General features: G+C 42.7%; 11 protein-coding genes. All 11 read left to right on the top strand.

Annotated elements, in window-relative coordinates:
* The first annotated feature begins 26 nt into the window (after positions 1–26).
* On the top strand, positions 27–521 hold the full coding sequence (locus RWZ05_RS02305; RefSeq protein WP_004696277.1) for a YajQ family cyclic di-GMP-binding protein: 495 nt from the start codon (positions 27–29) through the stop codon (positions 519–521).
* A 72-nt stretch (positions 522–593) separates the two neighbouring features.
* On the top strand, positions 594–1,712 hold the full coding sequence (gene cbiD, locus RWZ05_RS02300) for a cobalt-precorrin-5B (C(1))-methyltransferase CbiD (RefSeq protein WP_314641698.1): 1,119 nt from the start codon (positions 594–596) through the stop codon (positions 1,710–1,712).
* Entirely contained in the window at positions 1,688–2,314 is a 627-nt protein-coding gene (gene cbiE, locus RWZ05_RS02295; protein ID WP_314641696.1) for a precorrin-6y C5,15-methyltransferase (decarboxylating) subunit CbiE, read from the top strand. The genes cbiD and cbiE overlap by 25 nt, the downstream gene beginning before the upstream one ends.
* Positions 2,311–2,898: a precorrin-6Y C5,15-methyltransferase (decarboxylating) subunit CbiT gene (gene cbiT / locus RWZ05_RS02290; protein ID WP_005386191.1), complete on the top strand. Its 588-nt coding sequence runs from the start codon at positions 2,311–2,313 to the stop codon at positions 2,896–2,898. Before cbiE ends, cbiT begins: the two co-directional genes overlap by 4 nt.
* A 1-nt stretch (position 2,899) precedes the next feature.
* Positions 2,900–3,661 (top strand): precorrin-4 C(11)-methyltransferase, encoded by a 762-nt coding sequence (gene cobM, locus RWZ05_RS02285; protein ID WP_004697358.1) that lies wholly within the window; start codon positions 2,900–2,902, stop codon positions 3,659–3,661.
* Between the two features lie 4 nt (positions 3,662–3,665).
* Positions 3,666–4,817, top strand: a complete 1,152-nt coding sequence (locus RWZ05_RS02280) for a cobalamin biosynthesis protein (RefSeq protein ID WP_314641709.1) — start codon at positions 3,666–3,668, stop codon at positions 4,815–4,817.
* 29 nt (positions 4,818–4,846) lie between these two features.
* Positions 4,847–5,536 carry a precorrin-3B C(17)-methyltransferase gene (gene cobJ, locus RWZ05_RS02275; RefSeq protein ID WP_004696265.1) on the top strand — a complete coding sequence of 230 codons (690 nt, stop codon included), beginning with the start codon at positions 4,847–4,849 and terminating at the stop codon, positions 5,534–5,536.
* Positions 5,533–6,321 carry a precorrin-6A reductase gene (gene cobK, locus RWZ05_RS02270; RefSeq protein WP_314641691.1) on the top strand — a complete coding sequence of 263 codons (789 nt, stop codon included), beginning with the start codon at positions 5,533–5,535 and terminating at the stop codon, positions 6,319–6,321. Before cobJ ends, cobK begins: the two co-directional genes overlap by 4 nt.
* Positions 6,308–6,973, top strand: a complete 666-nt coding sequence (locus RWZ05_RS02265) for a precorrin-8X methylmutase (RefSeq protein ID WP_295208566.1) — start codon at positions 6,308–6,310, stop codon at positions 6,971–6,973. Before cobK ends, RWZ05_RS02265 begins: the two co-directional genes overlap by 14 nt.
* 86 nt (positions 6,974–7,059) lie before the next feature.
* Positions 7,060–8,055 carry an iron ABC transporter permease gene (locus RWZ05_RS02260; RefSeq protein ID WP_314641687.1) on the top strand — a complete coding sequence of 332 codons (996 nt, stop codon included), beginning with the start codon at positions 7,060–7,062 and terminating at the stop codon, positions 8,053–8,055.
* A complete protein-coding gene (locus tag RWZ05_RS02255) occupies positions 8,055–8,843 on the top strand; it encodes an ABC transporter ATP-binding protein (protein ID WP_314641685.1) in 789 nt (262 codons plus the stop codon). The genes RWZ05_RS02260 and RWZ05_RS02255 overlap by 1 nt, the downstream gene beginning before the upstream one ends.
* Positions 8,844–8,964: the final 121 nt, after the last annotated feature.

The following is an 8,964-nucleotide window of genomic DNA, read 5'->3' as shown; positions in this document are numbered from 1 at the left end:
ACGGGTTCAGGTGTAGGAGGTATAAAATGGCTAAAGATTGTTCCTTTGACGTTGTGTCCGAAGTGGATATGCAGGAAGTAGATAATGCAGTAAACCAAGCGAAAAAAGAGATTGGTACGCGCTATGATTTCCGTGGCTCTAAAGCGGAAATTAGTCTTGAAGGTGACACTATTAAAATCATCGGTGATGATGAATATAAATTGAATGCCATTATCGATGTATTAAAAGGTAAAATGGTTAAACGTAACGTAGCAATTAAAAATCTTGACTATGGCAAAGTTGAACCAGCTGCTGGTGCTACAGTTCGCCAAATCATTACTATTAAAAAAGGCATTACAAAAGAAAATGCTAAAGAAGTAGTAAAAGCAATTAAAAACATGAAAATTAAGGTACAAGCATCTATCCAAGAGGATCAAGTGCGCGTATCTGGTAAGGATAAAGATGATTTGCAAGCAGTCATCCAAATGTTAAAACAATTGGATATTCCTGTAGAATTGCAATTCGTTAACTTCCGTTCCTAATAACATATGTCCATAAAGATAGGGTTAGTTTGATTCGTTTGAGTCGCTAACCCTATCGGTGTAGGAGGCCTTATGAGAGTAGAGGACATGAAGGGTGGCTATACCACAGGTTCATGTGCTACGGCAGGTATGAAAGCTGGTTTATTGGCCCTCTTAGATAAGAGTATTGTGGACCAAGTGGTCATTGAAAATCCTCAAGGTCAGTATATTGAGGTGCCTATTAAAGCCGTAGAGGTTATATCCGATACAGAGGCTAAGGTGACCGTTATGAAAGACGGTGGCGATGATCCTGATGTAACCCATGGTAATGATGTGGAAACGACAGTGACTCTTGATGATACTGGTGAACTACGATTCAGAGCGGGATTTGGTGTAGGAACGGTAACTAAACCAGGCCTTGCCATGCCGCCTGGAGAACCTGCTATCAATCCAGGTCCTCGAGCGATGATGAAGATCGTCTTTGGCGAGCATTGTGTTCATGGCCAAGGTGTAACAGTAACGGTGAGCGTGCCAAATGGTATGGTTCTAGCGAAGAAAACTTTGAACCACACGCTAGGTATCGAAGGTGGTATTTCTATTATCGGTACTACGGGTATCGTTAAGCCTATGAGTGAAGAAGGGTTCAAAAACTCTTTAGTGCCTCAGCTAAAAGTTATGAAAGCCAATGGCTGTGAAACGGCTGTTCTCGTACCGGGCCGTATTGGTCAGGATCTTGCAGAGCAAGTTCTGGGTATTCATAAGAACCAAATGGCAGAAACGAGTAATTTTATCGGCTTTATGCTTGAAAAGGCAGTTGAGATTGGATTTAAGCGCATCTTGATCATCGGTCATATTGGTAAGTTAATCAAACTTGCTAGTGGTAGTTTCCATACACATAACCGCATGAGTGATGGCCGCATGGAAAGTATCGTGGCTTATGCTGCTTTAGAAGGGGCATCCCAAGCAGTGTGTGAAGAGTTATTTAATTGCCAAACTACAGAGTCTACGTTCCCTATTTTGGAGCGTGAAGGTCTGACTGGCGTATACCAACGTGTTGTAGACCGTGCATCCTTGCGCAGTGAGCGATATATTGCTAACGAAGCAGAGGTTGGTATTATAATTACCACCTTAAAAGGTGAGATTTTGGCAATGGATAAGCATGCTAAAGAGATAGGAGAGCTTGAACAATGGAACATACCTTGTATATCGTAGGCATTGGTCCGGGTAATCCTGATTATGTGGTGCCTAGAGGCCTTACTTTAATTAAACATGCCACAGTATTGGTAGGCAGTGAACGGTCCTTAGAGGACTTTCAAGAGCCTGGCCAAATTACATATCCTGTAACGGGTAAGCTCAGCTTACTAGCTGAGCAAATTGAGCGTGAGCTCAACGACCATGATGTTGTAGTTATGGTAAGTGGTGATACAGGCTACTATAGCTTGTTGCCATATTTAAAGAAGAAATTTCCTGCTAACCCGATTGAGGTTGTGCCCGGCATTAGTTCTATGACCTTTGCCTTTGCTCGACTTAATGAGGTATGGCATGATGCAGATTTAATGAGCTTTCACGGTCGCCAACCGGCACCTGAGAAACTCCTATATGAAGCAGGTAAAAAGATGGGATTCTTGACGGATCCTGAATATAATCCAGCGCATATTGCGCGTATTTTAATAGATGCAGGCTGGCCTAAAGAGACGAGAGCAGCAGCCCTTGAGCGCTTGAGCTATGATGATGAAAAGATTGTAGACTCCACGCTAGAGGTCTTAACTGAGCTTGAAGGTTTTGGCCACTCTGTAATGGTGGTACTAGGATGAGACATTTTTTCGGAATTCCTGATGAGGAATTTATCCGCGGTGATGTGCCGATGACGAAATGCGAGATTCGCAAAGCCGTTATGAACGAGGCGCGCATCGAAGAGGATAGCATCGTCCTTGATGTAGGTGCTGGTACGGGCTCTATTTCTATTGAAGCAGCCTTGGCGGCCCCTAAAGGGCATGTATATGCAATTGAGCGCTTTGATAAAGGCATCGACCTTATCAATGAAAACATGAAGAAATTCAATGTAAATAATATGACTGTGATTAAGTCTAAAGCTCCTGAAGGCATGGAAGAATTGCCTGACCTTGATGCGGTTATTATCGGCGGTAGTGCTGGCGGTATGACAGGTATCATGGACGAAGCACAACGTCTTTTAAAGATTGGCGGTCGTTTAGTTGTAACTGCAGTAACAATGGAGACAGGCTATACAATCCTGAAAGAGTTGAAAGGTCGTCCTTTCACCTATGAAGGTTACCAAATGTCCATTAGCCGATATCGCAAGGCTGGTCCTTATCATTTGTTAGACCCATTGAGTCCAATTTTCATTGTATCTGCAACGCGTATCGCAGAAGGAGAGTAATATGGTTGACGTACATATCGTAGGCGCAGGCCCTGGGGATCCCGAGTTAATTACTCGCAAAGGGTATCGTTTAGTGCAAGAGGCAGACGTTGTTATTTATGCGGGATCTTTAGTAAACCCTGCCATTTTAGAGGCTTGTAAACCAGGCTGTGAAATCCATAACAGTGCTACTATGAACCTTGATGAGGTATTAGCCGTTATGAAAGCTTCCGTTGAGGCTGGCAAAAGTGTAGTTCGCCTTCATACAGGTGACCCTGCTATTTACGGTGCTATTCAAGAACAAATGGATGCACTGGCTGGTATGGGTATTTCTTATGAAGTCGTGCCAGGTGTAAGTTCTTTCCTTGCTACAGCAGCGGCTTTGAAACAAGAATATACACTACCTAATGTATCTCAAACAGTTATCATTACGCGCATGGAAGGCCGTACACCGATGCCTCCAAAGGAAAAATTACGCATGCTAGCATCTCATGAGGCAACTATGTGTATTTTCCTTAGCGTTCAAATGTTAGATAAGGTTGTAGCTGAACTCATCGAGGGCGGTTATGACAAAACGACTCCAGTGGCTATCGTGGTAAAAGCGTCTTGGCCTGACCAACGCATTATCCGTGGCACGTTGGAAACCATTGCGGACATCGTAGCGAAAGAAGGCGTATTACGCCAAGCTATGATCGTAGTAAGCCATGTATTAGATAGCGAATACGAATTATCTAAATTGTATGACAAAGGCTTTGCTCATATGTACCGCAGTGCTAAGGACTAGTATGATGAAAGAACTAGAAACTGCTGCATCTACGATTGCTACTAAAACAAAAAAGAATAGAACTGCAATTCTATCTGTTTCAGAGCGCGGTGCAAAGCTAGGTCAACGCATCAAGTCTTTGGTGGCACCCCATGCGGATTGCTTTGAAAAAGAAAATCGTCCCTCTGGTGGAGAGGCTATTTACTTTGATTCCCTCAAAAACCATATTGGACAGATTTTCAAGGATTACGACCAAGTGTTATGCATTATGGCACTGGGAATCGTAGTGCGCATGATTGCACCATATATTGAGCATAAATCTAAGGATCCTGCTGTAGTTGTAATGGATGAAGTAGGACACCATGTGATTAGCTTGTTATCTGGTCACCTAGGGGGCGCCAACGAATGGACGCAGTCCATTTCGCTGGCCATCGATGCGGACCCGGTCATTACAACTGCAACGGATGTAAATGGATTACCAGCGCCTGACGTGTTGGCGCGCCATGAGCATCTATTGGTAGATGATTTCCAAACCTTAATCAATGTGAACTCTGCCATCGTTGGAGGAGAGCAGGTTGATTATTATATTGATGCAAGTTTAGAGAATGCTGAGCATTTAGAGGAAGTTACAAAAGCGCATATTGGTAAACATGGCATGGTACACGTTGTTTCTTTGGATCAACTGGATTCTATACCATGTAAACATGAAAGCTCTGAAGCGGGTGCTTCTCGCGTGGTCATTACGGATAAAGTCATGACTGAGTATGGTCATCAATTGATTTTGCGCCCTCGCACCTATACGATGGGTATTGGCTGTCGTCGAGATACGCCGAAGGAATTAATCCTTGACGCTATACAACAGTCGCTAGTAGCACATAAGCTTTCACCAAAGAGCCTTGTAACGGCTGCATCAGTTATCGTTAAACAAGATGAAGTAGGCCTCTTAGAGGCTATGCAAATTATGGGGTGGCCTATTGTGTTCTATACACAGGACGAGATGGCACCACTCATTGAAGAAGAAGATTTAAAAGAATCTAATTTTGTAAAAGGAACTATAGGAGTAGGAAACGTATGCGAGACAACGGCATTACTAGCGGCCAAGAGCCGAACACTAATACAGCACAAAACAATTTATCCCAAAACAACGGTAGCCATTGCACAGGTAACATCAAAGTAATCGGCATTGGCCCTGGCGATGAAGAGTTTATGACACCTCAAGCGCGTGAAGCTATCTTGGCAGCTGACCGTGTGGTAGGTTATTTGACATACCTCGACTTGATTAAAGACCTTATCGAAGGTAAAGAAACTGTAGGTACAGCAATGATGCAAGAGGTGGATCGTTGCCAACAAGCAGTTGATTTAGCAGTAGAAGGGCATCAAGTAGTTGTAGTATCCTCTGGGGACTCTGGCGTATACGGCATGGCCGGTCTTGTGTTGGAACTTGCTAATAAAGTGCCAGCAGAAAAACGCCCTTCCGTAGATATCGTACCAGGCCTTAGTGCTGTAAACGTAGCAGCATCTGTATTGGGTGCACCTTTGATGCATGACTTTGCAGTAATTTCCTTGAGCGACTTGATGACGCCATGGGATCTTATCAAAAAACGTGCTGATCTTTGTGCACAAGGTGACATGGTTATTTCCTTATACAACCCACGTAGTAAAAAACGTGTTACTCACTTAGATGAAGTTCGCGAAATTGTTCTTAAATATCGCGATCCTAAAACACCTGTTGGTATCGTGCAAAAAGCAGGTCGTCCAGGTCAACATATGGTAATCTCCGATCTTGAAAACTTCACAAACGAAGAAGTAGATATGCAAACACTTGTTATCATCGGTAACAGCCAAACCTATGTTGAAAATGGTCGTATGATTACGCCTCGAGGCTACAAATTATGATTTGGGTCATTGCCGGTACTTTGGATGGTCGTACCTTAGCGGTAGAAATCCAAAAACGGACTGGTGAAGATGTGCTTGTTACGGTTGTCAGTCAATATGGTGCAGAGCTTGCTGCCCATAAAGGCATTACCGTACATACGGGCCGTCTTGATCAAGAAGCGATGCAAAATTTGATTAAGGAGCATAATGTACGCTTATTGATTGATGCTAGCCACCCCTATGCTGCTATTGTTACAGCTACGGCTCAAGATGCAGCAAAGGCTGAAGGTATTCCTTTTGTTCGCTTTGAACGTAAAGAAGTGCCATTGCCAGATTATGATAAATTACATATTGTAGTGGATGAAGTAGAAGCGGCTAATCTAGCAGGCAAATTAGCGAAGGAAAATAATAACCATGTGTATTTGACTACTGGTAGTAAAACAATGCACATCTTTGCTAAAGCTGAAGCCTTGCAAGATTGCGAAGTATGGACGCGCATTTTGCCTACTGCAGAGGTATTACAAATGATGGAGGACCTCAATGTAAGTCCAAAACGCATTGTTGCTGTACAAGGTCCATTTTCTTACGATATGAACCGCATCATGTTCCACGATACGAAGGCTAGCGTTGTAGTTATGAAAAACTCTGGTCTTGTAGGTGGTGCTGATACAAAATTACAAGCAGCTATGGATCTTGGCATCCATGTTATTGTTATCGATCGTCCCCGTGTTAACATTGAAAGTCACGTGGTATCGTCGAACGATGAATTCTTTGAATTATGGGAGGAAACTAATGGATTACGTTAAAAATCCTAAAGCGATTGAAGATAAAAGTATGCAAATCATTTACGATTATGTAAAAGATTTGGGGTTAACAGATGATGAAGTGCGCGTAGTATCTCGTACTGTACATGCTTCTGGTGACGTTGAATATGCTCAACTCGTAAAAATGAGCCCTGATGCTGTTCAAAAAGGTATCGAAGCGTTGGAAAATGGTGCTAACATCTACACTGACGTAGAAATGGTACGTACCGGTATCTCTAAACCAGCTCTTAAAATTCGTGGTAATGAAGTTCATTGCTTGATTAAAGACGAAAACGTGGCTAAAATGGCTAAAGAATTAGGCGTGACTCGCTCTATCGCGGCTATGCGTACCTTTGGTAAACAATTAGAAGGCCAAATCGTTGCTATCGGTAATGCACCAACTGCATTGTATGAAGTATTGCGGCTAGCTCTTGAAGAAGGCGTAAAACCAGCTCTTATCATTGGTATTCCTGTAGGCTTCGTAGGCGCCGCTGAATCCAAAGATTATTTGATGGAAGTATCCCCAGTTCCTTATATCACTGTAAAAGGTAACAAAGGTGGTAGTCCAATTGCCGCTTCCGTATGTAATGCATTGCTTTACACAGACGTAAAACGCAATGACATGCTCTTTGTAGAAGGTAAAGAGTCTAAATAATACAAAACCCGAATCGTATATGTAGTTTTGCGATTCGGGTTTTACTGTATATTTTAGATATATAAAGGTATGGAGAGGGGGTTCGTATGGCATCTATTAATGAACGAAAGGCTTTTCGTTTATCAGTGATTTTTATCTTACTTATAGCCGTTATAGCCTGCATGATTATTTCTCTTATCTGGGGTTCTACGCCTGTGTCGTTAACAGATATATGGCATACTCTGTGGTCTGATGAATTAACCGATACGGCTTCACAGATTATTTGGAATATTCGTTTACCACGTAATATAGTAGCCGCCTTGGTAGGGGCATGTCTTGCTGTTTCTGGTGCTATTTTACAAGCGGTTATGAAAAACCCATTGGCGGATCCACAAATTGTAGGTGTATCCTCTGGTGCTGGCCTTGCTGGTGTTATAGTACTCATTTTATTCCCTGGTTACGATTATATTGTTCCTTTAGTGGCCTTCTTAGGTGCCATGGGGGCAGCCCTCATGGTGTATGCACTGGCCTGGAAAAATGGGGTAAGGCCAAGTCGCATCATCTTAGCGGGTGTAGCAGTGGCTGCATTTTTAGGGTCTGGTATTTCAGCACTTCTCGTATTTTATGGGGACCGCGTTCAAGGCGCATTACTTTGGATGGTAGGGGGCTTGTCGGCTCGTAGTTGGCCTCAAGTTGAAGTATTATTCCCGTATGCCATGATTGGCCTTTTCTTGGCTTGCTTAGGGGCAAAACGACTTACCATTTTAAGTCTTGGTGATGAAACAGCGAAGGGGCTCGGTCTTAAGGTTGAACAAACTCGTTTTATGATGACTGCTGTAGCAGCACTACTAGCGGCTGGTGCCGTAAGTATTGCAGGGCTCATCGGCTTTGTAGGTCTTGTCATTCCCCATATGTTACGTCTTATCATTGGTAACGACTATGCCTATCTATTGCCTGGGTCTGCACTATTAGGTGCGTTTGTTCTCGTTGTGAGCGATACGGTGGGCCGTGTTCTCATGAGTCCTATTGAAATCCCAGTTGGTATTATTATGGCCTTCTTTGGGGCGCCGTTCTTCTTGTATCTATTAAGGAGGGATAGCTGATGAGTACAAATAATTCTGCTATTGCTGTAAAACAGCTATCCGTTACCCTCGGTAATCGACATATTTTACATGATATTTCAGTATCGATTCCGATGGGGAAAATTACAACCTTAATCGGGCCTAATGGTTGTGGTAAAAGTACGCTATTACGATCCATGATTGGTTATATTAGTAGTCCTAGTGAGTGTGTCACAATCTTTGATAAACCGTTGTCCTCGTATTCACAAAATAAACTGGCTCGTCAAATGGCATTCTTACCTCAAGTTCCTAATATGCCAAAGGATATGACCGTAGAGGAGCTAGTGTACTGTGGTCGTTATCCGTACCAAAATTGGTGGAAGAATACGGCGAAAGAGGATAGAGAAATTGTAGACTACGCATTATCTATCACAAAAACAGATCATCTTCGTCATCAACTGATTCCGTCATTATCTGGCGGTGAGCGCCAACGTGTATGGATTGCGATGGCCTTAGCACAAGAACCTAAGCTTTTAGTGCTTGATGAACCAACAACGTATTTAGATATCAATCACCAACTTGAAATCATGGAGCTTTTAAAACGCCTCAACAAAGAGCAAGGTCTAACAGTGCTCATGGTACTACATGATTTAACGCAAGCTGTACAATACTCTGATTACATGGCTGTTATCAAAGCTGGTCATTTAATCGCAGCAGGTGATACAAAGGATATTACCTCTGATACGCTCTTTAAAGAGGTATTCTCTGTAGACGTGCAAGTCGATAACTTAGATAACAAACCATACGTGCGTATAAAAGGATTGTTATAGAGGCTCCTGGTCAATTTTATAGTGCCCATAAAATTGCTAAACTTGGGGCTGTTACAGTGAATCAAATTGTTCTAGTAGGCATATAAACTAAATTAATTAGAATAAAGCAATAAAACGCAAT

The sequence above is a fragment of the uncultured Veillonella sp. genome, assembly GCF_963543145.1.
Lineage (GTDB): Bacteria > Bacillota > Negativicutes > Veillonellales > Veillonellaceae > Veillonella.
The sequence above is the reverse complement of the archived record's forward strand: the minus strand, read 5'-3'. Positions and strand labels throughout refer to the sequence as shown.